Raw genomic sequence first — 25,890 nt, 5'->3', positions numbered from 1 at the left:
ACCATTGTCTTAGTGTTTGATTTTTTTGAAAAATAGTCATGTAACTTTTTCTGAAATAATTGCTGTCTATGATATACTCCAAAACATGAATTCGATCCTACTGGCTATTTTACTATTCCTGAGTACTTTGGGGCATGCATTTTCTTGCAATGACTCACAAGTTATTCATCAAAAACCCATCCAATTCAATAAAAAACGAATCGAACTCTCCAAGCAGTATCAAAGTACCCATTATGGTATTGACTCAGATTCAATCGAAATCGAACCTAAAATGATAGTTTTGCATTGGACTATGATTTCGTCCTTCAAATTGACGTTTAAAATTTTCTACCCAGCAGCCTTGCCGAAAAACTCTCCGAGGAGAACAGAGCTGCCAGGAGATTTAAATGTTTCAAGTCATTATTTAGTGGATCGTGACGGCAAAATATATCAACTGATGCCAGATAATTGGATGGCTAGGCATGTGATTGGGTTAAATCATTATGCTATTGGAATCGAGAATGTTGGGGGAGTAGAGGGTAAAGATGATCTAACCAAAGAACAAACAAGGGCCAATGCTTTTCTTGTTTGCTATCTTAAGAAAAAATACCCCAGCATTAAATACGTGATTGGCCATAACGAATATTTACGTTTTAAAAACACAAAGTTATGGCTTGAGAAAGATCCAAACTATCAAACTGACAAAACGGATCCGGGCCCAAATTTTGTCCGTCGAGTAAAAAAATTAATCGGAAGCTAATTCTATAGCAAAAGCCAAAGCTAATTTACAAAAATTAGTCATATGTTCCAGATTCAGATAATCCATTGTGTCTGAAGAAGTCCCGATATAGGGGTTTATTTCTTTTAGACTGGATTCGCTAGAAAATCCCACAGAAATTTTTTGTTCATTCCAAATAGCGTGGTCACTGCATTTGTAATTGCAAGTGGAACTATCTACTGGGGCATGAACATAAGTCTTAATTAATTGGCGGATATACTCTGTTAGTTTAATATCAGTAAAATCATTATATACCCACATAGTCGCATCTTCAGCGTGGGTGCGATAACCTGTTTTATCAAGGTTAATGACCGCTTTGACTGGAATTAGATGGTCTTCAAAATACTGAACAACGTATTGAGACCCAGCAAAATCTCTGTTTCCCGCTCCGTACCACACAATGTAAATCGGGTGCTTAAATTGCGTTTTAGACTCTAAAAGTACTCTCGCTGCTTCCATGATAATCGCAGCTCCACTCCCCTCATCTGCACCAGGCATTTTCCCATCGGGGGTGTCCATGTGCGCGCCAATAATAATTGCAGAGGATTTGAGGTCTTTTCCTATCACAGTGACAAGTGATGGTTGTTTGTACCAGCCAGTATTCACAAAAAATGCTTTAGTGTCTTTGCGATCATAGTCGATAGCCATGGATTCAAAAGTCGTTTTTAACCATTTCGCTGCGTCAAGTCCTGACTGCTCGGTAGCAGATCGATTAGGATAGGACGTTAGATGGTTTAGGGTTTGCCATATGTTGTCAGCAACAATAGTGTTTAGTGTCTCATTAACGATGCTTTTATGAGAAATTGCAAAACCGTCTGAGTTTGTTTTGGAGGGAGTGGGTGCAATTTGTTTCTCTATTGAAACGGGTGTTTTAACCGATTGGAAGCTTGGTAACAGAGATTGTTGAGCAAAAGAAATACTTGCTGTTATCAGAGTTAAGAATTCAAGCATTTTATCTCCCAATGGTTGTGAGCGATGGTTTATATTTAGAAACAAGTGTATAAGAATACTACAAGTTTGTTTGAATTTAAATACACAACAGTCAAAATTAATCTTCTATGTTACTATGCAACCTATATTTTGAATCGTGCTTGGTTTCACAAAAACGTGAACCAAACTAATTGGGTTGCTAAGGCTATCCTTAAAGGAACTACATGATTGAATTCACTGGAACGTATACCGATCAATACCAATTGTCTATGGCTCAGGTGTACTTTTTGAAGGGGTTTCAACGTAAGCCAGCTGTTTTTGATTATTTTTTCCGAGCCCTTCCTTACCAGGGAGGGTATGCTGTATTTTCTGGTTTGGATGATGTATTGGATATTTTAGAAAACCTACGATTTAACCCCGAGGATATCGAGTTTTTGCAATCACAAGAGATTCATCCTGAGTTTTTAAATTATTTACAACACTTTCAATTTAAAGGAACTATTTACTCAACACTCGAGGGAAACGTAGTATTTCCAACTTGTCCGGTTCTTCGTGTTGAAGCCAACCTTATTGAAGCACAAATCATTGAAACTATTCTCTTAAACGTTTTAAATTTTCAAACGCTTATTGCAACAAAAGCCAGAAGGATCCGTGATGCTGCAGGAAATCGTACTTTAATCGATTTTGGACTACGAAGAGCACAAGGTCCTGGAGGCTACTATGCAAGTAGAGCCTCTATTGTTGGAGGATTTAATGCCACGAGTAATGTTAGGGCAGGTAGAGATTTTGCAATCCCTGTTTCAGGAACTATGGCTCATTCATTCATTCAAAGTTATGAGTCTGAGCTGCAAGCATTTCAAGATTATGCCGAATGTTGGCCTGAGCATTGCGTGTTGTTGGTTGATACTTACAGCACTTTAACTAGCGGGGTTCCAAATGCAATAAAAGTAGCAAAGCAAATGGAAAAAAGAGGTCACCAATTAAAAGGGATTCGCTTGGATAGTGGAGATTTAGCATGGCTAGCCAAGAGAGCTCGACAAATGTTAGATGATGCAGGGTTACCTTACGTATCTATCATTGCCTCGAATCAGTTGGATGAATTTGTTATCAAAAATTTAATCGAGCAAGAGGCGCCTATTGACGCATTTGGCGTTGGCACAAATTTAGCGATAGGCTCCCCTGATGGTGCACTGGATGGCGTGTATAAATTAGCCCTGTTGGATGGGAAACCACGTATTAAGTTATCAGATACGTATGCGAAAATCACACTCCCATCACAAAAACAGGTGCTGCGAATCCTGGAGAAGGATGGATCCTACCAAGGAGCAGATATGATTACGCTTGTTTCTGAAAAGAACTCTAACGTCATGCACCATCCATTTGAAGAGGAGAAATCTTTTGCAATCAAATCATTTGAGGCCGAGCCGTTATTACAGAAAGTGATGGCCAATGGAAAGCGTCTTTTTCCTAGACAATCTCTAGTTGAGCTCAAGGAGTTCAGCCAACGTTGTTTTGATAATTTACCTGGGGAATATAAGCGCTTTGTGAATCCTCATCTTTATAAAGTGGGCATCAGCACTAACCTTAAACAGTTAAGAGACCAACTGATAATTCAATATAAAAGATCGCAAGTATGAAGACTTTAATTATTTTAGATTTACAAAATGATTTTATGCCAAACGGAGCACTCCCTGTTTTGAATGGCGATACTATTATTCCTGTGGTGAATGAATCATTAGAGCATTTTGACTTGGTTGTGGCGACGCAGGATTGGCATCCAGACAATCATGTGAGTTTTGCCTCGAATCATCCGGGAAAGAAGCCCTTTGAGATTATTCAAGTTGGTGCCTACGAGCAAACACTTTGGCCTGATCATTGTGTTCAAGGGAGCCAAGGAGCAGAGTTCCATAAGCAATTGAATACCAATAAAATTGAAGCTATTTTTAGAAAAGGAACAAATCCTAACATAGACAGTTACAGCGGGTTTTATGATAATTTTCATCTAAAAAGCACCGGTTTATCAGGGTATTTGCATGAAAAGGGAGCAAAAGATCTTTATTTTTGTGGTCTTTGTGCAGACATTTGTGTCTATTTCACGGTTATAGATGCTTTTGCTGAAGGTTTTAACTGCACCTTACTTGAAAATGCAACTTGTGCACTAGATTCAGAAAGGCTCAATACAATTAAAGATGAATTTTACAGCAAGGGTATAAAAGTTATAAATTCTCAGACGATTTGAGAGTTCACGCATTCATTTCCACGAATCAATTCGTTTTTGCTAGCGAATAAAAACTGGAAGAAAAATGATCTAAGCCATGTTACAATGCGCTAAATTTGTTCATATCTTGGTTTGTATCCATTTGATTTAATTTCTATATTTTTACTTTGACGATCTGATAATGAAAATAAAACACAATTACTACAGTCTTGAGAAAGATAAAAAGTCATTTTGGGAACACTTGTGGGACACAATCACCATCCCTATTAAAATTCCAGGGTGGATTATTTCGTTTTTGTTTGCAAGAAACATCACCCATATTGCTCTTAATCCAAGCAATGCACCTCAACAACGCGATATCCATTTAACTAAAACAAGTACAAATCCAGAACAAGATATCGTTGTTATTAATTTTAAACCAAGGACACCCTACAAATGGTTTAACGATGTTTTAATCAAATTGACCAATACCTTAACCGCACTTCCTTTTATTACACCAGACCTACGAAGTCGACTGCAGTTTGATAAAACTCGAGATAAAAAACACATCGATTGGCTACTCAACGAAGTCGATGAGCTTTTGAAGGGTAACTCAACCCAAAAGCATTGTAAGAATAAAACCTTTGACTGGTCTCGCATCCATTTTAAAGGCTTAGAGTTTTTAGATACTAAGATGCGGGGTTATCTGTTTGAACAGTTGCATGAAAAATATGGCCCTGAAGCCTATCAAACACCACGCAGAACAAATATTGAGTTTTTTACTTTAAAAACAGCGGATGGATCAGAGCTGGATTCGGCACAAGTAAATGGTCCTGATGAATGCAATAAACCAATGTCTGAGCGTAAATTTGTTCTCACCTGTATTGCCCGAGACCAAAATTTTATTTCTTGGATTAAGGATCTGAATTACACCGCGACAAAATTAGGTGCAACAGCCATAAGCTTTAATTACAGGGGCGTTGATTTAAGTCGAGGAATGGTTTGGACCGAAAACAACATGGTTGATGATGTCATGGCACAGGTGCAGCGCCTGATTTTTCTGGGAGCAAAACCTGAAAACATCTGCTTGGATGGAATGTGCTTGGGAGGTGCAGTTGCAACTCTAGCAGCAGCAAAACTCCATAAAATGGCCATGCGAGTTAAGCTAAACAACGAGCGGTCATTTCGCTCGCTACCTCTTCTCGTGTTTGGTTTTATTGTGCCTGAATTACAAACTGCTAACTGGTGGAGTCCATTAACGTATGCTCGAATTCTTGTAGCAGGACTTGTATATGCAATTTTAGCTCCAATAGTATGGCTTGCTGCTTGGGGCGTTGATGTTGAAAAGGCTTGGGATAGTATTCCGACGCAAGATAAAATTTATTCTCTTGTTCGAGATGACCAGAACCATCTTTACGATGGAATGGTCAATGATAGAGTCAGTTCATTGGCCGCAGTAGTTGATGCAAAAATCAGAGTAATCAAAGAAAAGTTGTCAAAAGGGGAGTCGCTAACTGGTGAAGAGCTAGAAATACTAAAAGATTCACAAAACTCACCTAATTTTAAGCCAAGTAGTGCCGCTCTAGGTAATCCTAATTTTATATGCTCTCATTTTATTTCACGCCAAGATTTAGTAGCGGAACTGGGCCACAGACCAGAATATACAAATCACGATTATTTTTTAGATAGACTTAAAGAGAAATTTGCATTTGGTTTAGGCAACAGAACAACCGATGAGACTCCATCACAGGCGCTTTCTCAGATGGGCTTACTTTACCAAATAGAAAGACCATTAATCGTAGCAAGCAGTACGGAGCTACAGTCGATAAATAAAGTAAAAAAAATAACCGAAGAGATTAAAGGAAAAGCGATTATTACCCATTACCCTACAAGAGGAGAACATATAAAGTCCTATTCTGTCAATGCAATTGCTATACGAATCGGAGTATGGCTCACTTCCTTTCATTTTTTTAATGGGTTAATTAACGGATTTATGCGAGCCTGTGGATACCCTACTTTTCCTGTATACAAAGGGTTCTGGGATGAAATGGCAATACTTGAACAGAAAGAACAACAAAAATGGCGACCTTATGTGGATATTCTTCTCGATGTGTACCCCTCTGGTTCCGAATTCTCTGCTTTCTATAATGCCACACAAAAGCACTCGAGCTCTGAGGATATACATACCATACTAACGTATCGGGGCGATACAGAAGAAAAGTATTCCAAGCTAGTCAAAGAAAAGATCATAAAAAGATTGTGTAACGCCGCTATAAAACATGTTCCCTACACCCAACTCATTTTAACTCAAGGATTGTCTGTGAATGGTCTTTGTGATGCAGTCATTGAATACAATAATGTATTTTTACCAGCATTCAACAAAGAGAATGACACCGATTATCCATTGGTTGATATTCAATTATTTCTTCCGGAACCCTCATCATTTGAGTTTCTTCCTTGTTTATCTAGTCTAGATGAGTTGTCAATCGAACAAAAGCAATGCATGGAAATTTATACAGGATCGATGACAGACTCAAATAGAGAGGCCTACTTTGGACCAGATAGTGGCTTTAAGAGCATACACATTATTGCTCCAAGGGTTGAATCCGCCGCGAAGGAACAACCTGTAGTAAATCAATCAGACACTACAGTGCTTACTCCGAAGGTGCAGATTGTAAGAAAAATATCGTTGAAACGTGGTCATTTACTTCCATCTCAAAGTATCTTTAAAAATCCTTTCGATCGATGTGGGGGGATGAGTGAGATGGACAAATGTAAATACACTGATGCACAACAAACAGGAGCATCTATACAATTCAGTTAGTTGTAGGGGGTCGTAAATTCGTTCTATTTGTATCCTCAATAGGCGACTCAGAGCGTTCATCTGGCAAAGCAGGTCTCCAAAAACGCTCTGAAGCAGAGAACAGTCGCATCATTGTTTGTCCAGGGGCCACTTTTTGCATTTTAAGAACCATAGGATTGTCGCTAGACTCAATTAACTCGTCAACAGCGAAATGCTTACTCTGTCGATTAAGCCAAGATATACATTCTCCAAACTCTTTCCTGGACTGAAAATCAATGCTTTTATCGTGGCCTTGTCTTACACGAAAAGCTATACAATTACCCGCCATGTCAACAGAAAAATAATTAATAAGGTTACCAAATCCTTCAAACACAAAGTTGATAGTGAGCATCGAATTTTGTGGATCAAAAGGGAAAGCCGAGCTTAGCCATGGATCCATTACGAACTCTTCATTCACAATTAAAATAAAATGGTTATTGAACGTTGCTAGCCGAAGTGTATGGATTAAATCATTTTGTTTTGTAAGTTGATTGAACATGTAAGCAAAGGCGAAAAATGCCTTCTCTTGACAGTTTCCAAAAGACATTTGTTTAGCATGTATTGCAATTTCAAGAATTTTGAAGAGCCAAGACTTTTTAGTATCGGAAAGTATTTCATCTGCGCGAACCTGCACCATTTTTACCATTGTGCTGCTTAGAGGATCATCAGAGGGAAGATCGCAGGACTGAATTGTATCAGTCAGTTTGATTCCATCTATGATTAATTCCCAAACAGTTTGTTGCTCTGTATTTAATTCAAACCTTTCAGTGACTGATTTTGCCTTTGTTTTTACATTGATAGCCTCTTGTTCCTCTAAAGCGGCAAATTTATTTGTTGGCTCAGACACCATAGGGCTTTTTCGCTTAGATGGAGTTCTTTTGCTATTATTCTCATCGGCATTTCCATTAGCATGTCTTTTCAGCTTCTCAAAGTCATCAAGTAGAGTTGCAAAGAAAGAGTTGGTATCTGGAGTAGGATTTTTCTGTGGAGTAGTTTGAGTATCTCGATCTTTAGCTTTCATTTGTAGATATGGGCATTTGATAGCAGTCGCAAACTTTAAATGCAAACTGCAGAAAGGTCAAGCTGTGCGTGATGGGTTGACGGTAGATGGGGAGTAGTCACTTACTTTAATGATGTCCTTAATGTATGATATTTCCAGATTCGAATAATGGGCTAAAAATGCAAAATAATTCATTAAAAAACAAAATCATTTTAATCACTGGGGCTTCAAGTGGAATTGGTTGGGCCTGTGCAAAACTACTTTCTGAACATGGGGCCAGACTGATAATATCTGGTCGACGTGAAGAAAAATTAAACCACTTAGCAGAGGACTTATTAAAAGAGCACAACTCTCAACATTATGTTTTACCGCTAGATGTTCGCTCCAAAACTGAAGTAAAGCAACAGCTTGATTCCTTGCCCGATGAACTAAAACAAATTGATGTCTTAATCAATAATGCAGGATTAGCATTAGATACTTTACCGCTGTTTAATGGAATCGAAGAACATTGGGATACCATGATTGATACAAACATAAAGGGATTATTGTATGTAAGTCGTTATGTCCTTCCAATGATGGTCCAAAGAAACGAGGGGCATGTGGTAAATATAGGTTCTATTGCAGGACTTGAGTGCTACCCCAATGGAAATGTGTATTCAGCGACGAAGCACGCAGTACATGCAATTTCAAAATCCATGCGATTGGATATGTTAGGGAGCTTAGTTAGAGTGACCGAAATTGCACCTGGAGCTGTAGAAACAGAGTTTAGCGAAGTTCGTTGGAAAGATAAGCAAAGAGCAAAGGATTTTTACAAAGATTTTCAACCGCTATTGGCTAATGATATTGCAGATGCAGTGCTCTTTTGCCTAACAAGACCTCAACATGTAACTATAGAACAAATGATAGTAATGCCAACTGTACAGGCCTCTGCAAATCATCTGGCCAGGGGGGGCAAATAGGCCAAGTCGATTTGTGCAAAAATTTGCCAACATGCGTTATGGTGGTCTATTATTATTACATATAGGTAACGATTAATCCTGACTGAACCAGTAAGTAATCTCAGTTTGGGGGATCGTGTTGGAGGGTGGTGTGTAAGCCTACAGAGAGTAGGAAACCTAAAGCTCTACATAAGTCTCCGTAGTGAAAATCAGTTGCGGCTCAGGAGACAGGATGTCGTTACCTGTACTTGTTGATTTCTATGCTGTCAATTTGAGTATTCAATAATCATATCATATACTTTAATTACAATAACTTGACAAGGAAGCTATTGTGAGACGTTTAATTGGGGCGGGATTTTTTGTCGGTCTATCGCTTTTCTTATCTGGATGTGGAGTTGATGTAGTTGGGTTCGACACAGTTTATGATTCAGGTTACAGCAATGACTATGTCTACTCAGTAGGCTATTACGGTAATAGGCCATACTGGGGAAACAATTACTACTACAGCACCTCCTACGTTGGTCCTTACGGATATTGGGGCGGTGACACGGATACTTATTGAAATTACTTCTATTGCGGTGTTGAGTCCAATCAAGACTCAACACCTATTGTATAATCAATTATTCTTTTGCACGTGAAACGTATTCTCCCTTACGGGTATCTACTTTGATAAGCTCGCCTGTTTGAACAAACAAAGGAACACGCACTACCGCCCCTGTCTCTAAAGTAGCTGGTTTACCGCCACCACCTGAGGTGTCGCCTTTTAATCCTGGATCAGTTTCAGTAATACTTAATACAACAAAAGTAGGCGGTGTGACTTGAATGGGTTCATTATTCCATAAGGTTAGGATGCAAATGTCTTGTTCCTTAAGCCATTGCTCCGCGTCTGCAAGAACAGCTTTAGACACAGCATATTGCTCAAAAGTTTCTGGAACCATGAAATGCCACTGCTCTCCATCACTGTATAAATATTGCATTTCCACATCAGCAACATCTGCGGAAGGGAGGGTTTCGTTCGATTTTAGGGTTCTTTCTACAACGCGACCTGTTTTCAAATTACGTATTTTAATACGTGTAAAGGCTTGGCCCTTTCCAGGTTTTACAAATTCACACTCGAGAATATTACAAGGGGCATCATCAACCATTATTTTTAAGCCATTTTTTAATTCATTACTGCCATAGTTTGCCATTATTGCTCCACAGTTGAGATTTTGCTGTATTTTAGTTAAAGTTCGCACAGTTTATCAATTCTGACTGATTATTGCGAGATACCCTATTGAGTTGGCAGAAAATATTAGCGCAAGGCTTCAATACAGCAAGTGATTTGCTGAGTTTCTTAGAATTGCCTCAAACATGCGATGAGTCACTGGCTGAAAAACAGTTTCCAAGTCGTGTTCCATTGGGATTTGCAAGGCGCATGCAAAAGAAGAACCCCTGTGATCCTTTATTACTGCAGGTACTTGCCACAAAAGCTGAAATGGATGACACAACAGGCTATGTTGATGACCCTTTAAAAGAGGTTCCAACGGCGTTAAGTGGTTTATTGCATAAATACTATGGACGAGTATTGTTAACTTTGACCGGTACTTGCGCGGTTAATTGTAGGTTTTGCTTTCGAAGGCATTTCCCTTATCAAGAAAATAATCCTGGACGCAAAGGTTGGCAGGATATTTGTGATTATATTGCGAAAGATCAGACGATTAAGGAAGTGATATTAAGTGGGGGTGATCCATTGCTTGCTGCTGATATTGTCCTGAGAGAGCTCATAGAGCAATTGCAGCAAATACCCCATGTTGAAATTCTAAGAGTTCATACTCGCGTTCCTATTGTTCTTCCTGAGCGGATTGATGCTGATTTTCTATCATTACTCGCGGCTACAAAACTAAAAAAAGTAATTGTTTTGCACTGCAATCACGAACAAGAGCTTGATGAAACTGTCCTAACTGCTTGTGAGGATCTAAAAGCTGTTGGTTGTTATTTGCTGAACCAAACTGTTTTATTGGCTGATATCAATGATGATGCCAATGCATTAATGGCCTTGAGTTATAAATTATTTAATTATGGGATCCTACCTTATTACTTACACCTCCTGGACAAAGTAAAAGGTGCAGCACATTTTGATTTGCCTGTTGAGCGAGCAAAAGCCATCTATAAAGAACTGCAAGAGCTTGTTCCTGGTTATTTATTACCAAAGCTAGTTCGTGAAGAATCTGGAAAGCATAGTAAAACGCTTATTATCTAAACTCATTTTGCGCTCTATATGGTCTTGTCTTCGGCCGAGAATTGTTCAATAAGTTTTTCTTGCGCAGAGTAATTACCATGACTACTTGGCTTATAGGAACCATCGCTTTGCATTTCCCAAGCATTACAATTGTCTTTAAGGAAGTTTTTTATGATTTCATTTTTAATGCGTTTTTTACATTCTTCATCATAAATGGGAAACATAATTTCAATTCGATTGTATAAATTTCTTTCCATCAAATCAGCGCTGGAACAGAAAATGAATTCATCCTCTTTGATTTTGAAATAAAATACGCGGTGATGCTCAAGAAACCGACCTACGAAGGATAGGACACGTATGTTTTCTGAAACCCCAGGTAGTCCAGGTTTTAAGCAGCAGACACCTCTTACCATCAGTGTGATTTTTACTCCAGCTTGTGATGCTTTATACAATGCTTGAATGGTCACTTTATCGGTTAATCCATTTACTTTTAGTGTAATTTCAGAGTCTAATCCTTTTTTGGCAGCATCCGAGCATTGTTCTATGAGCTCCAGAATGGTTTTCTGTAACGTAAAAGGAGAATGGCTTAATGCCTTGAGTTTGACCACTTTCCCTAAGCCAGTTAATTGTTGAAAAATCAGTTGGGCGTCAGAGGTGATTGTAGGTTCACAAGTTAGTAATCCTATGTCTGTGTAACGTTTAGCGGTTTGCTCATGGTAATTTCCTGTACTTAGATGAGCATATCGCTTTAGTTTGCCGTGAGTTCTTCTAATGACTAAGGTCATTTTAGCGTGAGTTTTGTAGCCTACAACACCATAAAGAACCAAGATACCTGCAGCATGTAAGCGGTTGGCTAATTTTAAATTAGACTCTTCATCAAAACGTGCACGTAACTCGATGACCGCTGTAACTTCTTTGCCGGAATGCGCCGCATTAACCAGAGCATCTACCATGACCGATTCTGAATGGGTTCTATACAAAGTCTGGCTAATAGCTAATACATTAGGGTCAGCGGCTGCTTGTCTTACAAAATCAATGACCAAATCAAAACTTTGGTAGGGGTGGTGTAACAATACGTCTTGTTCATCAAGAACGTTAAATAGGTTTCGCTGTGTCTTAAGTATGTGAGGATACTGAGGTATAAACGCTGGATAGTTTAAATCTGGTCTGTCAATGCTGTCTATTGCCTGCATGTATCTTTTTATATTGACGGGACCTTCGCAATAATAAGTATCTTCATGGCGTAGATGGTATTTTTGCAATAAAAAATCCACAATGTGTTCTGGACATTTGTGTTCTATTTCTAGTCTTACAACGTGACCATAATGTCGTGAAAAAATTTCTCTTTGTACCGCTTTGGCCAAGTCATCAATTTCCTCTTCTCTTAAAAAGAGATCGCTATTGCGTGTAAGCCTAAAAGAGTAACAACCACTGATTTCCATTCCAGGAAATAAACTTTCAACATGCGTTTTGATGATCGATGACAAATAAACAAAATAATGGGCATCTCCACAGAGCTCAGAGGGTAAATGAATCATGCGAGGAATGGATCTTGGAGCATGCACTACTGCATAATCAATATTCCGATCAAAGGCATCTTTCCCACTGAGGGTAATAATAAAGTTCAAGCTTTTATTGATGAGTCTGGGTAATGGATGGGCAAGGTCTAAAGCAATAGGACTAATGACAGGAGATATCTCATGTTTGAAATAGTGTTTTGCCCATAAATGAATATCATCTGTCCATTGTTGAGTATCCAGGAAAAAGATCTTTTCTTTTCGTAAAGCGGGCAACAGCTGTTTATTAAAAATACTATAAAGTTCATCAGTCAGTTCATGAGCCTTATGGCTAATCTGAGTGAATACTTCCTCTGGACGCAAACCATCGATAGTCAGTTTCCCAGAGGACATAGCGATTTTTTCTTTGAGGCCAGCAACACGTATTTCAAAAAACTCATCCAGATTACTACTACAAATACTCAGAAAACGCATTCGTTCAAGCAAAGGAACACGCTCATCATTTGCCAACATAAGCACGCGTTCATTGAATGCAATCGCAGAAAACTCTCTATTGATATAATATTCTGGATTATCCAACCTGGTATCCATCGGTAACTCCATCTTCACTTGGGGTTGTTAACATTTCTACTGTTTTGCCCCAAAAGGCCTGAGCTCGCGAATTGTTAACAACCCCTGCTTATTTGATAAGAAAATAGCACACAGCAATAAAGCCTAAAAACCCATAAAAAGGGGACAAATTCCAAAAAGCTAAAGCAATAAAAAATAAGGCGCTGCAAATAGCTAAAGGCAATGCGTAATAAGACTCAACTACACCTTGTGCAACAGAATACGTTGCTGCAGCTAATAAGGCTAATGCTCCATATTGAACAGAAATCATAATCTTGCGAGTGATTGGGCCATTATGTGAAGCTAGCCATACATAACCAAATAATGCCATGATGAGGCCAGGTAAGTTAAGACAGAGAACAGCGAGCACCATCCCTACGAGTCCACCTGCCTTATATCCTATCAGGGCGGATAATTTAACAGCAGTTAAGCCGGGGAATAGAAAACTTGTGCCTAACATGCTCACAAACTCTTCTTTGCCAATCCAATGGCGATAGTTAATGGCCTCATATTCCAATAGTTTAAGCATGGAATTTCCGCCACCGAGAGAAATAATCCCAATTTTCCCAAAGCTAATGATCAGTTCGATCAGCGTTTTTATCATCATGTTATAATTGATTTTAGAAAGCTAACATACCCACAGGATTTTTGCTTTGTAAGCAAAAGAGCACTGATGGTTTTAACCAACTGCATGGATCTGCCTTCTACACACACACTAAAATAGACTTTATTATTGACCTCAAGGCGAGCAAGTTCAAGTTTAATCGTTGGCGTTGTTGGAAATTTAAAAATAAAAGCATCCTTTTTTACAAAAATCATTACTCCTTGTGCTTTTACTGCACTAACTATCTTTTTTAATGCATCAATAGTTGAATCATTATTGTTTGGTAAAGTTTCGATACCATCAAGGTTTATTTTGGGGCCAAAGCCCAACATAGGCCCGGAGCGTTTAATGATGGGTTTATAAAGAAGTTCACCTCTTCTGCGCTTAATGTTGAAATTTTTGTTAGGTAACAAATAATAATGATCCTCTTTATGTTTTTGTTGATAGTGGGTTATGTCAAGTAGGGCAGGATCTATCGTGTTTAGATGAATGATTTCGTCTGCGGACCAAAAATAACGGTTTTCCCATTTCAGATCATTGAGCTCATCTGTTACTGGTGGTATTAGAGGAGTTTGTTTATGTTGAAGAAACTCAAAATTCCAAATCAAGCGTTCTGCCATGATCTTTCAAAATACCTTTTGCTTTGGTCCATTGAGCAAACCTAACATTTTTTATAAACCCTTGCACCTTCTTTTAAAGCAAAATAAACTGGACAAGCAAGAGATCTTTAAAATAGCAAAGGAAGATACTTATATGGCTATCCTGTTCTTTTTAGTTTATTTGGTGTTTACATTAATTGTGTTATACACCGCCGCTAGTTCAGTGATTTGGGAAGTAGGTAGCGTTGTTTATTTGTTCCCAGCTACTTTTTATTTTGGATTTCCCTGGGTTTTGGGTATTGTCCTGTGGGTTGCTATCCTTTTCGCTATAGCCGTGCTTCGAGTTGAGCCTTTGCGAAACTTTATAAGTGATTTTTTGTATAAAATATCGGGTAAATCCATCCCAAAATTATCAAAGACGGAAGAGGAAGCTCTCAACGCAGGAGATACTTGGCTTGAGCAAGACATCTTCATTGGTAAGCCAGACTGGCATAGATTAGCTTCCGTAGCCACTGAGTTAACTCAGGAAGAGCAAGATTTTTTAGACAATGAAACGCATACACTTTGTAGTATGTTAGACGAATGGGAAATCGCTCAAGAGCGTGATTTACCCCCGAAGGTTTGGAATTACATTAAAGAAAATGGTTTTTTTGGCTTAGTTATTCCAAAGGAATTTGGTGGCAAAGGTTTTTCCGCTCGCGCGCATTCTGATGTGGTGATGAAAATAGCAAGTCGGTCAGGAGTAGCCGCTGTCACCGTGATGGTGCCTAATTCCCTTGGGCCTGGTGAGCTTATCAATTACTACGGAACTGATGAACAAAAAGCGTATTACCTTCCAAGGTTAGCTAAGGGAGTTGAGATCCCCTGCTTTGCTCTGACTGAGCCAGGTGCTGGCAGTGATGCAACTTCAATTCAATCGGATGCCATCGTTGTAAAAAGGAAAATTGAAGGAAAATCAGTATTGGGCTTGAGCATCACTTTAGATAAGCGTTGGATTACTCTAGCTCCAGTTGCCACATTAATTGGTTTGGCTGTTAATTTAAAAGATCCAGATGGGTTGCTAAATGGAGTGGGCGAGGAAGGAATTACTTGCTTATTAATCCCAAGGGACAGTGAGAATCTAGAGATAGGAAACCGACATCTTCCCGTTGATCAGCCTTTTATGAATGGTACTTTACGTGGAAAGGATATATTTGTTCCAATTGATACCATTATTGGAGGTCAAAAGCGAGCGGGTTCTGGTTGGCAAATGCTCGTGGAGTGCTTATCGATTGGCCGATCAATTTCATTACCTGCATTAGGCGCGGGCTCATCCACTATTTCATATCTTACAACAGGCGCTTTCGCACGAATTCGTAGACAGTTTAATGTTGAGATTGCACAATTTGAGGGAATAGCTGAAAAATTAGCTGAGATTGCCGGTTTAAATTATCTAATAAATTCCACAAGGTTATTAACCGTTGCTGCCGTAAATGAGCATAAAAAGCCCTCAGTAGCCTCAGCAATAACGAAGTATTTTAATACAGAATTAGCCCGTGTAGTGGTTACTGCAGCGATGGATGTCCATGCTGGACGGGCAGTAGTGGTTGGACCCCGTAATTATTTAAACAATGCCTATCAAAGTCTTCCAATATCCATTACTGTTGAGGGAGCAAACATCATGTCCCGCAATTTGCTCATATTTGGACAGGGTTCCATGGCCTGCCATCCTTATATTCGAGATGAGTTTTATGCGATAGCTGGTGAAAATAAAGAGGCATTCAGAGAAATTATTTGGAAGCATATTCAGTATTTCATGCAAAATTTTGCTAAGACTATCTGTTCTGCTTGGACAGGTGGTTTATTTATTTCTACCCCAGACAGCTCTATGAAAAAAGAGTATAGAAAAATTGCACGTCTGAGCCATGCTTATTCTTGGCTATCTGATTTGTCATTAATCTATTTGGGAGGGGATTTAAAAAGGAGAGAACGCTTGTCTGCACGCTTAGCGGACGGTATGTCTTATCTTTACATGGCAATGGCTGCATTAAGAAATGCCCAGTTAAATGGAGAGCATCCGGATGAGAAAGCGCATGCAATTTGGGCGGTTACTTATTGCTTGTATCATGCACAAAAATCCATGATTGCCTTATGTCGCAATTTTCCTTCTAAATTGATTGGATTCTTGGCAAGAGTTCTCGCTTTTCCTTTTGGGCAAACCATGCATTACCCATCGGATAAAATGGATCAAAAGCTAGCTCGATTAATGACGGAAAACAATCATTACCGTGAGCGTTTAAAGAACATGGTTTTTTTAAGCGGGGATCCAAGTCAACCTATCGATAGAATGGAGCATGCTTTGCAGCTTATTATTGGTACAGCGCCATTATCAAAGAAAGTATCCGATTTGAAACGATATAAATTTGGTAAATTTAAAGATAAATTACAAGAAAAAGTTGAAAAAGGGGAGTTGTCAGCAGAGGCAATGCAGCAGCTTCTTACAACAGAGGAAGCACGATGGGATGCTATCTTGGTCGATGAATTTACCTATGAGTCAATGAAGAAGAAAAACTTCGACTCTGTGATTAACAAGATGAGTACACCACTGTTCTAATTTTTTCAAAGTCTTAACATATATTGACAAACTGGCATTCATCTATTGAATGTTGGTTTGTTATACTAGAATCATTATATGAGCAATACAAACCCGTTAAGTGAGTGAATGATATGCGAGTAAAGGCTGACCAAATAACTAATGCAATGAAGATGGGGGAAACCTCGGTTGAAGCAGCCAGATATGTTAGAGATCAAATAGTTAATCATAAAGATAAAGAAATATCAGGAAATGCTTCCCTTATAAAAGTTGCTAATGAGTATCTTGCCTCAGTTGAATTTATGCATCAAGTTAAAGATCAAAAATGGGCTTTAGGCACTCCTAGAGAAACTGACCCAGTTAAAAATATGATCGCTAATAAAGGGGCTTCTTTCGCTCAGAATCTTAAGGAATCACTTGGTGATAATGATGTAAAAATGTCTATTGCGATTAACGAAGAAGGTAAGATCTCCAGGGCTTTCACCTCTAATGGTAAAAAAATGAGTGATGAGGATACTGCAAGCATGGATGGAATGATGCAAGATTGGTTTGCAAAAAATAACTATGGGTTCCATAACGGTCAGATAGTTGATTTGAAAAGCTTGCAACGTAATGAAATCAAACCTATAGACCCAGATAAGCTGGGCGAGCTAATGGCAAAAATTAACGATGAAGCGACCGGAATGAAAAGTTTCTGTCAAAGCTCTGGAGTTCCTGTTGATTTTACCCTATATGAACAACGTGGTGAAAAATTGGTTGCAATGGAAACACAAGAACGAACAATTAAATCAGCTTTGAAAGAGCAGAAGTCCGCAGCCGGTCCTACAGAAGCTCAACCAACTCAAGAGGAGGCTGCTACAGTTTCATCAAGTCAGCAGTCAGGGGGGGGGCGCTAGGAGTATGCATTGGCAGCCGCTAATCTATCCATAGAGCCTATGTCGAACCAAAATCCATAATGTCGACTACCAGTTGCCAGGTGTTGATCTACATATGATCTTATTAATGGGGCAACTGAATAACGACCTTGCATACATTGTGAGAAAATGTTCGGATGATATGCCGCGATTCCGCTAAAGGTATATTCATTGCTGCAGTTGGAGACTATACCATTGCTTTCTAGGCCAAAATCACCGTGATGAAGCAACTTGGGATTTCTAGGTATTAAGACTAAATGGACTGTATTCACGGTTTCAAATGGAATTTGCAGGAAGTCGTAGTCAGTATAGATATCAGCATTGACTGTTATAAATGGCCTATTTGCAAATAATGGTAAAGCATTGACTATCCCTCCTCCTGTTTCAAGACCTCCGGGGGGTTCTGGGGAATAGACAATGTCTACGCCCCATTGTTCGCCATTTCCTGCAAATTGTCGAATTTTTCCACCAAGGTAGGCGTGATTAATTATCAACCGCTCAAATCCAGCACGAGCTAAATTGATGATGTGGTGCTCAATTAATGGCTTGCCTTTGACTAGACATAAGCATTTAGGAACAGTTTCAGTGAGTGGTAACAGTCGTTCTCCTCTACCTGCGGCTAAGATCATGGCTGTTTTCATGGTAAAAACACTCTTGTTTGGAAGAACTGAAATAGAGGATGTAGCTCTTCGTAGGTTTCAGCGCACTCTAACAAATAGTTCAACGTTAAGGGTAAATCCTTCAGATAACCAGGTTTCTTGTCGCGCAAATGTAATCGACTGAAAACACCTAAAACTTTTAAATGACGTTGAATGCCACTTAGGTCAAATGTCTTAATGAATTCATTCTGAGGGTATGTTGTTGCAAGAGAAGAACAAGTATAAAAATAATTAACCCACTCTAACACTTCTTCTCTGGGCCATGAAATATAACAATCCTTAAGTAATGAAACTAAATCATAGGTTAAGGGACCCTGCATAGCATCTTGAAAATCAATGATTGCTAACACCTCTTTAGGATTATTGACAAGCATAATGTTACGCGAATGATAATCTCTATGAATAAAAACAACAGGTTGTTTTGCAACTTCATCAGCAATCCAGTCGATTGACTTGTTAACTAAACTAAGCTCATTCTGGGATAATTCTAGTTTAAGGTAAGCTTTTAAAAACCATTCAATGCATAAATTCATTTCTTTTACCATAAATGCCTTATCAAAGGCAGGCAAAGGCTTATCCTGAGTTGAGATTTGTTGCATGTTGAGCAGTAGATTTATAGCTTGGTGGTAGTATTGATTTACCGTCTCAGGTGTTAAATTTTGCAATAACAGTTGATCCCCCAAATCTCTAAGCAATAAAAATCCCTTTTCTTTATTGATAGCAAGGACATCAGGTATCTCAATGTGATTTTTGGATAACATTGACGCAACATGGATAAATGGTTCAATGTTTTCCTTCTCAGGCGGTGCGTCCATGACAACTTGGGTTAAGCCATTGTATTGAATACGATAATACCGTCTAAAACTTGCATCGCCTGCAAGTGGAGAAATAGCAAAGTCTTTGCTTTGAATGGTATTGGCTAACCACTCTTTCAGTGCGCTTTCTCGTTCATGCATGATATAATTCCTGTTTTTATTTCAAGAGTGCAATTCTATGAGTAAAATAGATTGTCCGAATAATAAGGCATTTTATTCGCTGTGAACATGACGTTTTATAAAAAGCTAATTAGTTTTTTGTTAAGAAGCGCCTTACTGCGCAGGATTTTCTATTTCTCTATGCCTCAAAAAATCATTAAGTTCATTTATCGTCTACTGTCCCAAAAATGGCTTTTATTGATTATTGGCACGATTGTATGGGTATTTCAATTTGAAAATTACAATGCGCTTGCCCAATCAGTCTCAATTATCAATGAGCCAATACAAGCTTGCGTTATTGCAAGAGACGTTGAGTTAACCGATGCGATAAGGGCCAAATTTGCACAATGCTTGGGTTGGATTTCTGATCAAAATTCCCCTCTTTGTTTGGGTGAGTATCAACCGATTGTTGTTACTCCATTATCAAATCCCGACGAAGTAAAAATTTTGGCTGATCAAGTGTCCTTTTATAAAGATCAGCGTTCTACCTTGTCAGGTCATGTAATGGTTCAACAAGGACAACGTATTGTTAATGCGCAAACGGCCTATGTTTATAGAGATCCAAAAACTAATGAAGTCACTAAAATTGAGCTACTTGGTGATGTTCGTTTTCTGGAGCCTGATCGTATGATGATAGCCAGAAAGGCGATCGTGAATCCCCAGAATCAGTCGGGTGAAGTAGAGGATGTGATCTATCGCTTTAACACCAATAAAAGCAATGCAGTACTTCCAGCATGGGGTAGAGCTGGAGTAATTAAACGCTTTGCTAATCAAGATTATTTTTTAAGTCGTGCTACTTATACAACCTGTGCTCCAAGCGATAAAGCTTGGGATATACAAGCCGATACGATTAGTCTAGATCAAGCGAAAGCTAAGGGCGTAGCGAGAAATGCGACTCTGAGAATTCATGAGTGGCCGGTATTTTACTCACCCTATTTGAGTTTCCCGACAAGTCGTGAACGAAAATCTGGTTTTTTAATGCCTCTTATCGGGTACTCAAACGTGGGTGGGATGGATTTAGGACTCCCATACTATTGGAATTTGGCACCCAATCATGACATGACTTTGATTCCGCATTATTATTCAAAACGCGGATTTATGATGGGAGGCCAGTATCGCTTTTTAACTCCAAACAGCAATGGAGTAGTTAATGGTAGCTTTTTGCCAGATGATAGGGCTTTTAAGAAATTTGTCCAAACGAACCAGTTGCAATACCCCAGCTTGCAAGGTACATCAGCAAATCGTTGGGAATTCGATGTTATAGAGTCAACTCGATTTAGCTCTAACCTTCGATTTAATGTGAATGTGCAGCAAGTATCAGATGATTACTACTTACAAGACTTTAGAACAAATCTGGCTCTAATTACTCAAAGACAACTTCTAAGGCAAGCGGATTTGGTTTACACAACCGAAAATTGGACATTTAGAGGAATGGGACAAAGCTATCAAACCCTAGAGCCTATCAATGAAACTCCAATTTCACCCGTTTATGAACGCTTACCCCAAATTATGGCGCGTGGTTACTATTACGAGTTACCCATGAATGCCACATTAAATATTCTAGGACAATATGATCAATTTCATTGGCCTGCTAACTGGAGTTTCTATGATAATACCACTCCTGAGGGGCCAAGATTTCACTTTAATCCTATTTTCTCTATTCCATTTATAGCGCCATGGGGCTATCTAACTCCTTCAGTTCAACTTGTAGAGAATTATTATAATGTGAATAGGTCTCTAAGTGGTTGGAATTTTAACCAAGATTACAATTTAACGCTTCCGCGATTTAGCGTTGATGGAGGCGTTATATTTGAGAGAGATTTGTCCATATACGGAACGAAATATGTACAAACGTTAGAACCGAGACTCTTTTATTTGAATGTTCCATACACAAATCAAACAGCAATTCCTGTCTATGACTCCGGTTTTATGATTTTCAATGTGGATCAGTTATTTCGAACGAATCGATTTTCAGGATTTGACCGCATTGGTGATGCAAATCAATTAAGTTATGCATTAACAACTCGATGGTTAGATGATGAAAGTGGTGCGGAAAGAGCGAATTTTTCTATCGGGCAAATTAACTATTTTTCAAATAGGCGAGTGCAACTTTGTCAAAGCTTAACTGGCTTTTGTCTTGATGCGCCAAATACATTTGCCAATTTATCCTCTGTTTATGGTTATTCCCCAGTTGCTTCTCGGTTGGTCTATAACTTTAATCAAGTTTGGGGGGCAACTGGTGATTATGTTTGGGATCCTGCAACAAAAGCCACAAATAATGCTGATTTAAATCTGCATTATCAAGTGAAACCTAATGCCATTATTAATGGAGGCTACAGTTACCTTGTTAATGGAGATATGACCCAAGTAAGAAATGGAAATAATGTAAATAACTCCTTACATCAAGCAATTGTTGCTGCTACTTGGCCATTCACTGAAAAATGGAGCAGTGTCGGAGCATATAGTTACAATCTAAGTAAGAAATACAGTATGATGTCTTTGCTTGGCGTTCAATATGATAATTGTTGCTGGGCAGTTAGGGTAATTGGGGGACGTACATTTAAAAGTTTAAATGCTGAGTTTGAACCCAAATACAATACCAATATCTATTTGCAATTATTATTAAAGGGCTTAGGATCTGTAGCTAGTAGTGATCCTAGTGGTATACTAGGTACTTATTTGCCAGGATACCGTGATCCATTCCGTCGGTATTAACACTAATTAAAAGCTAAATCACCTGCTTCTTTAGTAAAGTTGCTTGTATTTTTATAAATAATGGCCTAAATTTGCCCAACAACGCGTAAATGAGGATTAAGGCATGTTGAAGAGAATAGCATTAACATTAATATTGTTTTCAGGAGCTTGTTTTGCTGAAGGCAAGCAATTATTAGATAAAGTAGTTGCTATCGTCAATGAAAGCGTTATTACTTCAAGCGAGTTGAATGCACAAGTTGAGCTGTCGAAGAAGCAGATTATGGCTCAAAATGTTCAGATGCCCGAGGAGACCGTTTTACGTAAACAGGTACTCCAACATCTAATTGATGTGGATTTGCAATTACAATTAGCTAAGCAAAATGGGATTAATATTGAGAGCTCAGAGATTAATAAGGCAATAGAGAAAATAGCTGAGACAAACCATTTAAACATGACGCAACTACGTGAAGCGATTAGCACGCAAGGAATGAGCTGGGATGAATATAGAAATAACATCCGGAAAGAAATGATTATTGGGCAAGTGCAACAAAAAGCGGTTGGTAAAGACGTTGTTGTTACCAATGAACAAGTAGAACAGTATTTAAAAACTTCAGGTCGAATTGGTGGTGAAAATTTAACTTATCGCCTACAAAATATTGTTATTCCACTTAATGAAGAACCTACTACTGAACAACTTAAGAAAGCAAAGCTCAAAGCGGAAGCTTTATTAAAGAAAATAAAACAAGGGGATGATTTCAGTCGACTTGCAATTGAGGAGTCAAGTGGGGAGTTTGCATTAGAGGGTGGAGATTTAGGCGATCGCCATCTTGCTGAATTACCTGAAATTTTTGCTAAAGAAGTCGTGAACATGAAGGAGGGGCAAGTTGTCGGCCCAATTCGTACAGGCAATGGATTTCAACTCATAAAATTAATTGCCACGAGTGGTGGTAATCAAAATCATGTTGTTACTTTAACTCACGTACGACATATTCTTCTCAAACCAGACGTGAGTATGGTTTCATCTGAAACATTGAAACAGCTGAAAAATATTAGTCAGCAAATAAAGTCAGGCAAGGATTTTGCGCTTATGGCTAAACAGTATTCAGTAGATGGTGCTAGTGCAATTAAAGGAGGCGATTTAGGCTGGGTTAAACCTGGAGAATTGGTTCCACAATTTGAGACAGTTATGAATGGTTTGCCTTTACACCAAGTGAGTAAGCCAGTTAAAACTCAATATGGGTGGCATTTAATTGAAGTAATCGCAAGAAAGAAAATGGATGATTCTGAGGCATTCAAAAAACAGCAAGTTAGACAGTTTCTACAGCAACGCAAATTTGTTGAAGCCGTTCAAAACTGGCAACAGCATCTACGTTCACAAGCCTATGTGAATATTTTAGATAAGAGTTTAGCATGAAGCCACTGCTTGTAAGCAGTGGTGAACCAGCAGGAGTTGGTCCAGATCTTTGTTTAGCGTTAGCAGACTTACCTATCCCCATAGTAGTTCTAGGTGATATTGATGTTTTGCGTGAACGTGCTGCTACACTTAAACAAACAATTTCGCTCAACAATTATCTCAATGGAAGTCATCAGAAGATTAAACCTGGTTGTTTAAACGTTTATCAAATCCCATGCCCTAAACCCGTTAAAGCAGGCATTCTAAACAGTGAAAATGCACCATACGTTATGGATCTTTTAAAAAAGGGGGCATCCTTGTGTGCATCAAAAGAGTTTTCCGCCTTGGTTACTGCTCCAGTACATAAAGCAAACATCAATGAGGGCGGTTTTCCATTTACTGGACACACAGAATTCTTCGCTGAGTATTTTGGTGTTGAAACGGTAGTCATGATGTTAACTTGCCAGCAGATGAGGGTTGCATTAGTAACTACCCATTTACCACTAAGTTCTGTACCCAAAGCAATAACTAAACCCTTAATAGTGAAAGTCATTGAACAAGTACATCAGTCTCTTAAGGAGCAATTTGCCATTAAAAAACCACATATATTGGTAGCAGGCTTGAATCCGCATGCAGGAGAGTCAGGTTATTTGGGACGCGAAGAAATTGAAGTTATTTCTCCTGCACTTAGGCAGTTACAAGAATCGGGTATCGATGTTAAAGGACCTTTACCGGCAGATACCTTGTTTATCAATGAAAAAAATACTACTTGTGATGCCTATGTGGCCATGTACCATGATCAAGGTTTACCTGTTATTAAATATGCAGGATTTAATGATGCGGTCAATGTTACCCTCGGTTTACCCATTATACGGACATCCGTAGATCATGGAACTGCATTAGAGCTAGCTGGTAAAGGCATTGTAAATTGTGGAAGTATGATTGCAGCTGTTAAGCTTGCGCAAATGATGGCTTTAAATAGGAATACCCTAAATGCCAATAATTAGTTTAATTGCTGCACTGGATGAAGCTGGTGGAATTGGGCTTAATAATCAATTGTTATGCCATTTACCTGCGGATCTTCAATATTTTAAAAGCACGACTATGGGCAAGCCTATTATTATGGGAAGGAAAACCTTTGAATCAATAGGAAAGCCTTTACCTGGCCGAGAAAATATAATTCTATCCACGACACTGAATAAGATTTCAGGAGCTCTGGTTATTGACTCACTGGATAAAGCCCTAGTTTGTCTCCAAGATGCGCCTGAAATTATGATCATTGGCGGGGAGAAAATCTATAAACAGGCAATAACCTTCGCAAATCGTTTGTACATCACTAAGATACATCATCTGTTCAATGCAGATGCATTTTTTCCTAAGATAAGAGAAGATGAATGGCACTGCCTGAGAAGTGAGTTCAGGCAGCACGATGAGAAAAATAAATACGATCTTACTTTCATGTTGTATGAACACTCGGATAAGAACAGTATCTAGTCGTGATAATGAGTATTACCAGAGTTACGACGCCCCGTTGTAGGTGAGCGAACAATTATCTCAGATTGAGCACTAAGAACTCTGTAATTATCTGTAATGACTTCCCTGCCACCATAAGAAATATTGCAATGATAGTAACCAGGCCAAGTCTTACCAGGTTGGATACTTCCATTGAAATTAGCTTGACAAACAAACAAGGGATTTCCATTTGTGTCCCTACCTATAACTAAAGGTTGAGCATTAGCAGGTTCCCAATTGATATGTCCGATCTCTTGCTGAGTAGGTAGAGTAAATTCACTAACTATGTATTCCTTCCCACCATAAGGCACATTACAACGACCATAACCTGGCCAAGTTTTACCGGGTTGAATACTATTAAATAATTTAGCTCGACATAAATACAATGGTCGACCATTGGTATCAGTGCCTGTTCGCAAGGCATAGAGAAAAGGAGAACTGGATTGATGATAGTGAGTTGTAGCAAATAATGGGCTGAATAATAAAATCAGAATAAACGATAAAGCGATTCTAAACATAATACGTCCTTAAAAAAAACCAAATGAAAGGATAAGTCCCTTATAAAAAATAATCAATATGGACTAACAAAGTTCCACATGATTTTGATTTGAATAGGAAATAAAAAACAATGAAAAAAAACGTAAAAATCATTTGACAGGGAGAATGAAATCAGTAGAATACGCAACACGCCGGCAGGGCAAGAGTTCATTAAGAAGAGAGAAGACAAACTGTGTGGGCACTTTGATGAGAATGAGTGCTTGAGACGTATAGAAGTAGAAGAAGCTAGTATTTGAGCTAGCACAGGAATTGAACTGAAGAGTTTGATCCTGGCTCAGATTGAACGCTGGCGGCATGCTTAACACATGCAAGTCGAACGGCAGCACGGTCTAGCTTGCTAGGCTGGTGGCGAGTGGCGAACGGGTGAGTAACGCGTAGGAATATGCCTTGAAGTGGGGGG

22 protein-coding genes are annotated in these 25,890 nt (G+C 38.8%); 13 read left to right on the top strand and 9 right to left on the bottom strand.

The genetic code is table 11. The features are described 5' to 3' along the window. Nucleotides 1-85: 85 nt before the first annotated feature. Nucleotides 86-739: an N-acetylmuramoyl-L-alanine amidase gene (locus Lwal_RS07415; RefSeq protein ID WP_058480225.1), complete on the top strand. Its 654-nt coding sequence runs from the start codon at nt 86-88 to the stop codon at nt 737-739. Here the strand turns inward: Lwal_RS07415 and Lwal_RS07410 are convergent. Then, nucleotides 725-1,708: a M28 family peptidase gene (locus Lwal_RS07410; RefSeq protein ID WP_058480179.1), complete on the bottom strand. Its 984-nt coding sequence runs from the start codon at nt 1,706-1,708 to the stop codon at nt 725-727. The two genes, Lwal_RS07415 and Lwal_RS07410, sit on opposite strands and share 15 nt — an antisense overlap. Nucleotides 1,709-1,911: 203 nt before the next feature. On the opposite strand from Lwal_RS07410, the gene Lwal_RS07405 reads away from it, so the two are divergent. The 3 genes from Lwal_RS07405 to Lwal_RS07395 all read left to right on the top strand — a co-directional run bounded on the left by Lwal_RS07405 (nt 1,912) and on the right by Lwal_RS07395 (nt 6,708). Beyond that, the gene (locus Lwal_RS07405) at nt 1,912-3,324 is read left to right on the top strand and encodes a nicotinate phosphoribosyltransferase (protein WP_058480178.1); all 1,413 of its coding nucleotides are present in this window, start codon (nt 1,912-1,914) and stop codon (nt 3,322-3,324) included. Continuing rightward, nucleotides 3,321-3,926 carry a bifunctional nicotinamidase/pyrazinamidase gene (pncA, locus tag Lwal_RS07400; protein WP_058480177.1) on the top strand — a complete coding sequence of 202 codons (606 nt, stop codon included), beginning with the start codon at nt 3,321-3,323 and terminating at the stop codon, nt 3,924-3,926. The genes Lwal_RS07405 and pncA overlap by 4 nt, the downstream gene beginning before the upstream one ends. Before the next feature lie 160 nt (nt 3,927-4,086). Beyond that, entirely contained in the window at nt 4,087-6,708 is a 2,622-nt protein-coding gene (locus tag Lwal_RS07395) for an alpha/beta hydrolase family protein (RefSeq protein WP_058480176.1), read from the top strand. On the opposite strand, the gene ceg10 is transcribed toward Lwal_RS07395, so the two are convergent. Further along, nucleotides 6,701-7,747 carry a Ceg14 family Dot/Icm T4SS effector gene (ceg10, locus tag Lwal_RS07390; RefSeq protein ID WP_058480175.1) on the bottom strand — a complete coding sequence of 349 codons (1,047 nt, stop codon included), beginning with the start codon at nt 7,745-7,747 and terminating at the stop codon, nt 6,701-6,703. The genes Lwal_RS07395 and ceg10 overlap by 8 nt on opposite strands. 158 nt (nt 7,748-7,905) lie before the next feature. Here ceg10 and Lwal_RS07385 point away from each other — a divergent pair, with 158 nt between their 5' ends. Both Lwal_RS07385 and Lwal_RS17025 read left to right on the top strand, forming a co-directional pair. Beyond that, nucleotides 7,906-8,685, top strand: coding sequence for an SDR family NAD(P)-dependent oxidoreductase (locus Lwal_RS07385; protein WP_058480224.1), 780 nt, complete (start codon nt 7,906-7,908; stop codon nt 8,683-8,685). Nucleotides 8,686-8,995: 310 nt separating this feature from the next. Further along, nucleotides 8,996-9,226 carry a hypothetical protein gene (locus tag Lwal_RS17025; protein ID WP_083500057.1) on the top strand — a complete coding sequence of 77 codons (231 nt, stop codon included), beginning with the start codon at nt 8,996-8,998 and terminating at the stop codon, nt 9,224-9,226. Nucleotides 9,227-9,284: 58 nt separating this feature from the next. Here the strand turns inward: Lwal_RS17025 and efp are convergent, their stop codons facing one another. After that, a complete protein-coding gene (gene efp, locus Lwal_RS07380; RefSeq protein WP_058480174.1) occupies nt 9,285-9,854 on the bottom strand; it encodes an elongation factor P in 570 nt (189 codons plus the stop codon). Nucleotides 9,855-9,925: 71 nt separating this feature from the next. Between efp and epmB the strand changes: the two genes are divergently transcribed. Beyond that, complete coding sequence (epmB, locus tag Lwal_RS07375) at nt 9,926-10,906, top strand: EF-P beta-lysylation protein EpmB (protein WP_058480173.1); 981 nt, start codon at nt 9,926-9,928, stop codon at nt 10,904-10,906. A 14-nt stretch (nt 10,907-10,920) separates the two neighbouring features. On the opposite strand, the gene ppk1 is transcribed toward epmB, so the two are convergent. From ppk1 to Lwal_RS07360, 3 genes are all read right to left on the bottom strand, one after another. Further along, complete coding sequence (ppk1, locus tag Lwal_RS07370) at nt 10,921-12,993, bottom strand: polyphosphate kinase 1 (RefSeq protein ID WP_193787217.1); 2,073 nt, start codon at nt 12,991-12,993, stop codon at nt 10,921-10,923. Between the two features lie 88 nt (nt 12,994-13,081). Next, nucleotides 13,082-13,615 carry a chromate transporter gene (locus Lwal_RS07365; protein WP_058480223.1) on the bottom strand — a complete coding sequence of 178 codons (534 nt, stop codon included), beginning with the start codon at nt 13,613-13,615 and terminating at the stop codon, nt 13,082-13,084. Then, nucleotides 13,615-14,235 carry a hypothetical protein gene (locus tag Lwal_RS07360; RefSeq protein ID WP_058480171.1) on the bottom strand — a complete coding sequence of 207 codons (621 nt, stop codon included), beginning with the start codon at nt 14,233-14,235 and terminating at the stop codon, nt 13,615-13,617. The genes Lwal_RS07365 and Lwal_RS07360 overlap by 1 nt, the downstream gene beginning before the upstream one ends. Nucleotides 14,236-14,368: 133 nt before the next feature. Here Lwal_RS07360 and Lwal_RS07355 point away from each other — a divergent pair, with 133 nt between their 5' ends. Both Lwal_RS07355 and Lwal_RS07350 read left to right on the top strand, forming a co-directional pair. Then, entirely contained in the window at nt 14,369-16,807 is a 2,439-nt protein-coding gene (locus tag Lwal_RS07355) for an acyl-CoA dehydrogenase (RefSeq protein WP_058480222.1), read from the top strand. A gap of 113 nt (nt 16,808-16,920) precedes the next feature. Then, nucleotides 16,921-17,682, top strand: a complete 762-nt coding sequence (locus Lwal_RS07350) for a hypothetical protein (RefSeq protein ID WP_058480170.1) — start codon at nt 16,921-16,923, stop codon at nt 17,680-17,682. Here Lwal_RS07350 and Lwal_RS07345 read toward each other — a convergent pair. Together Lwal_RS07345 and Lwal_RS07340 are read right to left on the bottom strand one after the other, a co-directional pair. Beyond that, nucleotides 17,679-18,341 carry a nucleotidyltransferase family protein gene (locus Lwal_RS07345; RefSeq protein ID WP_058480169.1) on the bottom strand — a complete coding sequence of 221 codons (663 nt, stop codon included), beginning with the start codon at nt 18,339-18,341 and terminating at the stop codon, nt 17,679-17,681. The genes Lwal_RS07350 and Lwal_RS07345 overlap by 4 nt on opposite strands. Next, nucleotides 18,338-19,315 carry an aminoglycoside phosphotransferase family protein gene (locus tag Lwal_RS07340; RefSeq protein WP_058480168.1) on the bottom strand — a complete coding sequence of 326 codons (978 nt, stop codon included), beginning with the start codon at nt 19,313-19,315 and terminating at the stop codon, nt 18,338-18,340. The genes Lwal_RS07345 and Lwal_RS07340 overlap by 4 nt, the downstream gene beginning before the upstream one ends. Nucleotides 19,316-19,402: 87 nt before the next feature. Here Lwal_RS07340 and Lwal_RS07335 point away from each other — a divergent pair, with 87 nt between their 5' ends. From Lwal_RS07335 to Lwal_RS07320, 4 genes are all read left to right on the top strand, one after another. After that, nucleotides 19,403-22,048 (top strand): LPS-assembly protein LptD, encoded by a 2,646-nt coding sequence (locus Lwal_RS07335; RefSeq protein WP_083500056.1) that lies wholly within the window; start codon nt 19,403-19,405, stop codon nt 22,046-22,048. Nucleotides 22,049-22,151: 103 nt separating this feature from the next. After that, entirely contained in the window at nt 22,152-23,441 is a 1,290-nt protein-coding gene (locus tag Lwal_RS07330) for a peptidylprolyl isomerase (RefSeq protein ID WP_058480167.1), read from the top strand. After that, a complete protein-coding gene (gene pdxA, locus Lwal_RS07325; RefSeq protein WP_058480166.1) occupies nt 23,438-24,427 on the top strand; it encodes a 4-hydroxythreonine-4-phosphate dehydrogenase PdxA in 990 nt (329 codons plus the stop codon). Before Lwal_RS07330 ends, pdxA begins: the two co-directional genes overlap by 4 nt. Then, nucleotides 24,414-24,914: a dihydrofolate reductase gene (locus Lwal_RS07320; RefSeq protein WP_058480165.1), complete on the top strand. Its 501-nt coding sequence runs from the start codon at nt 24,414-24,416 to the stop codon at nt 24,912-24,914. Before pdxA ends, Lwal_RS07320 begins: the two co-directional genes overlap by 14 nt. Here the strand turns inward: Lwal_RS07320 and Lwal_RS07315 are convergent. Further along, the gene (locus tag Lwal_RS07315; RefSeq protein ID WP_058480164.1) at nt 24,911-25,450 is read right to left on the bottom strand and encodes a DUF3421 domain-containing protein; all 540 of its coding nucleotides are present in this window, start codon (nt 25,448-25,450) and stop codon (nt 24,911-24,913) included. The genes Lwal_RS07320 and Lwal_RS07315 overlap by 4 nt on opposite strands. Between the last annotated feature and the right edge of the window lie 440 nt (nt 25,451-25,890).

It is taken from the genome of Legionella waltersii (assembly GCF_001468085.1).
Taxonomy (GTDB): domain Bacteria; phylum Pseudomonadota; class Gammaproteobacteria; order Legionellales; family Legionellaceae; genus Legionella; species Legionella waltersii.
This window is presented reverse-complemented; position numbering and strand designations above follow the sequence as displayed.

Coding starts and splice junctions, on each gene's coding strand:
- Lwal_RS07415 (WP_058480225.1), top strand. CDS start 86: ATGAATTCGATCCTACTGGCTATTTTACTATTCCTGAGTACTTTGGGG.
- Lwal_RS07410 (WP_058480179.1), bottom strand. CDS start 1,708: ATGCTTGAATTCTTAACTCTGATAACAGCAAGTATTTCTTTTGCTCAA.
- Lwal_RS07405 (WP_058480178.1), top strand. CDS start 1,912: ATGATTGAATTCACTGGAACGTATACCGATCAATACCAATTGTCTATG.
- pncA (WP_058480177.1), top strand. CDS start 3,321: ATGAAGACTTTAATTATTTTAGATTTACAAAATGATTTTATGCCAAAC.
- Lwal_RS07395 (WP_058480176.1), top strand. CDS start 4,087: ATGAAAATAAAACACAATTACTACAGTCTTGAGAAAGATAAAAAGTCA.
- ceg10 (WP_058480175.1), bottom strand. CDS start 7,747: ATGAAAGCTAAAGATCGAGATACTCAAACTACTCCACAGAAAAATCCT.
- Lwal_RS07385 (WP_058480224.1), top strand. CDS start 7,906: ATGCAAAATAATTCATTAAAAAACAAAATCATTTTAATCACTGGGGCT.
- efp (WP_058480174.1), bottom strand. CDS start 9,854: ATGGCAAACTATGGCAGTAATGAATTAAAAAATGGCTTAAAAATAATG.
- ppk1 (WP_193787217.1), bottom strand. CDS start 12,993: ATGGATACCAGGTTGGATAATCCAGAATATTATATCAATAGAGAGTTT.
- Lwal_RS07365 (WP_058480223.1), bottom strand. CDS start 13,615: ATGATAAAAACGCTGATCGAACTGATCATTAGCTTTGGGAAAATTGGG.
- Lwal_RS07360 (WP_058480171.1), bottom strand. CDS start 14,235: ATGGCAGAACGCTTGATTTGGAATTTTGAGTTTCTTCAACATAAACAA.
- Lwal_RS07355 (WP_058480222.1), top strand. CDS start 14,369: ATGGCTATCCTGTTCTTTTTAGTTTATTTGGTGTTTACATTAATTGTG.
- Lwal_RS07350 (WP_058480170.1), top strand. CDS start 16,921: ATGCGAGTAAAGGCTGACCAAATAACTAATGCAATGAAGATGGGGGAA.
- Lwal_RS07345 (WP_058480169.1), bottom strand. CDS start 18,341: ATGAAAACAGCCATGATCTTAGCCGCAGGTAGAGGAGAACGACTGTTA.
- Lwal_RS07340 (WP_058480168.1), bottom strand. CDS start 19,315: ATGCATGAACGAGAAAGCGCACTGAAAGAGTGGTTAGCCAATACCATT.
- Lwal_RS07335 (WP_083500056.1), top strand. CDS start 19,403: ATGACGTTTTATAAAAAGCTAATTAGTTTTTTGTTAAGAAGCGCCTTA.
- Lwal_RS07330 (WP_058480167.1), top strand. CDS start 22,152: ATGTTGAAGAGAATAGCATTAACATTAATATTGTTTTCAGGAGCTTGT.
- pdxA (WP_058480166.1), top strand. CDS start 23,438: ATGAAGCCACTGCTTGTAAGCAGTGGTGAACCAGCAGGAGTTGGTCCA.
- Lwal_RS07320 (WP_058480165.1), top strand. CDS start 24,414: ATGCCAATAATTAGTTTAATTGCTGCACTGGATGAAGCTGGTGGAATT.
- Lwal_RS07315 (WP_058480164.1), bottom strand. CDS start 25,450: ATGTTTAGAATCGCTTTATCGTTTATTCTGATTTTATTATTCAGCCCA.